This is a genomic window from Streptomyces wedmorensis (assembly GCF_000716445.1).
Classification (GTDB): Bacteria; Actinomycetota; Actinomycetes; order Streptomycetales; family Streptomycetaceae; genus Streptomyces; species Streptomyces wedmorensis.
Genome location: NZ_JNWK01000137.1, coordinates 1 through 1,832, shown reverse-complemented (window position 1 = coordinate 1,832; position 1,832 = coordinate 1). Strand labels below are relative to the sequence as shown.

Annotated in this window: 1 protein-coding gene and 1 pseudogene; both read right to left on the bottom strand. The window is 71.2% G+C overall.

Annotation, left to right across the window (positions count from 1 at the left end; genetic code table 11):
- A partial coding sequence (locus OO54_RS40750) for a transglycosylase family protein (RefSeq protein WP_033212735.1) occupies window positions 1-1,382 on the bottom strand: 1,382 nt, incomplete at its 3' end.
- Between the two features lie 95 nt (window positions 1,383-1,477).
- Window positions 1,478-1,832 (bottom strand): annotated as a pseudogene (locus OO54_RS40745) (FG-GAP-like repeat-containing protein); the annotation flags it as partial.

Sequence of the window (1,832 nt, the reverse complement as noted above, 5' to 3'; positions counted from 1 at the left end):
TCGGTGCCGGTGCTGGTCAGCGTCCACAGGGCGGTGACGTTGGTGCCGTCCGTCTGCTGGCCGTTGTTGTAGAGGATGCCGACGTCGTCCTTGCCGTCGCCGCCGAAGTCGCCGGCGACCAGCTTCGCGCGGTCCGCGTTCCAGGAGCCGGAGCCGGTGGAGACGTTGTCCCACTTCTTGACCGCGGCGGCGAAGTCCGCGCCCGTGCTGCGGAAGGACCACAGGGCGGTCACGAAGTCGCCGGCCGCGTTCTGGCCGTTGTCGTAGAGGACGCCGACGTCGGTCCTGCCGTCGCCGTCGAAGTCGCCCGAGGTGATCTTCGACCGGGACCAGTCCCAGGAGTCGGCCGACTCCAGGCTGTCCCACTTCTTGGCCGGGGCGCTGAACCCGGTGCCGGTGCTGGTGAAGCTCCACAGCGCGGTCCAGCGGCCGCCGGTCTGCGAGGTGCCCTGGTCGTACAGGACGGCGACGTCGTCCTTGCCGTCGCCGTTGTAGTCGCCCGCGGTGACCTTGGAGCGGTCCCGGTTCCAGGAGCCGGAGCCGGCGGAGACGTTGTCCCACTTCTTGACGGGGGCGCCGAAGCCGGTCCCCGTGGAGGTGAAGGTCCACAGGGCGGAGCGGAAGCCCGTACCGTCCGTCGCCTGGCCGTTGTCGTAGAAGACGGCGATGTCGTCCTTGCCGTCGCCGTTGAAGTCACCGGTGCTCTGGGTGGTGCTCGCGCGGTTCGCGGTGAGGAAGGCGACCCCGTCCGACAGCGGGCCGGTCTGCCCGGCGTCGTTGACGGCGCGCACGGTCACCGTGTGCGAGCCGTCGGCCAGGGTCGTCGTGTCGAGGGCGACGGAGTACGAGGGGCCCGAGCCGGTGTCGGTGCCGACCGCGACGCCGTCGACGTAGAAGGTCGCCTTGGTCGGGGTGCCGACCGCGTCCGTCACGGACGCCGAGAGGGTGATCGTGCCGGTCGCCACCGTGCCGGAGGACGGGCCGACGACCCGGGAGACCGGCGGTACGGGGTCGGGGTACGGGTCCGCGTGGTCGTCGCCGAGGCCGGCGGCGGGCCCGCAGGTCGGCCACGCGCCCTCGCCCTGGCTCGCGAGGACCTTCTCGCCGATCAGGATCTGCTCCTTCTTGGTGGCGAGGTCGGCGCGCGAGGCGTAGGCGGTGCCTCCGTGGCTCTGCCAGGTCGACTGGGAGAACTGGAGGCCGCCGTAGAAGCCGTTGCCGGTGTTGATCGACCAGTTGCCGCCCGATTCGCACTGGGCGACCTTGTCCCAGGTCGCCACCGAGGCCGCGGAGGCGGGGGCGGCGGTGAGCAGGGTTGCGGAGACGCCGGCCGAGACGACGAGCGCGGTGGCGGTGGCGAGCAGACGGGGACTGCGGGACATCGGAATGACTCCTGGGGCGGGGTGGTGGGCTCGGTGGGGGCGGGGCGCCCGGCCGGCCGGAAGCGGATCCGGCCGGCCGGGCGGGTGGCGGAGCGTCAGCCGAGCTTGCTGGCCGCCCAGTTCCAGCTGTTCACGGTGGCGGAGGCGCTGTCCCAGGACTTGACCGGGTTCGCGAGGTCCGAGCCCGTGCTCGTGAACTTCCAGATGGCGGTCCTGTTGGTGCCGTCGTCCTGGACGCCGTAGCCGTAGAGGACGCCGATGTCGGTCTTGCCGTCGCCGTTGAAGTCGCCCGCGGTCAGCTTGCTCGTCTTGGTGTTCCAGCTGTCCGCGCCGGAGTCCCACTTCTTGGAGGGGTTGGTGAAGTCGGTGCCGGTGCTGGTGAGGGTCCACAGCGCCGAGACGTTGCGGCTGTCCTCGGTCTGGCCGTTGTCGTAGAGGATGCCGACGTCC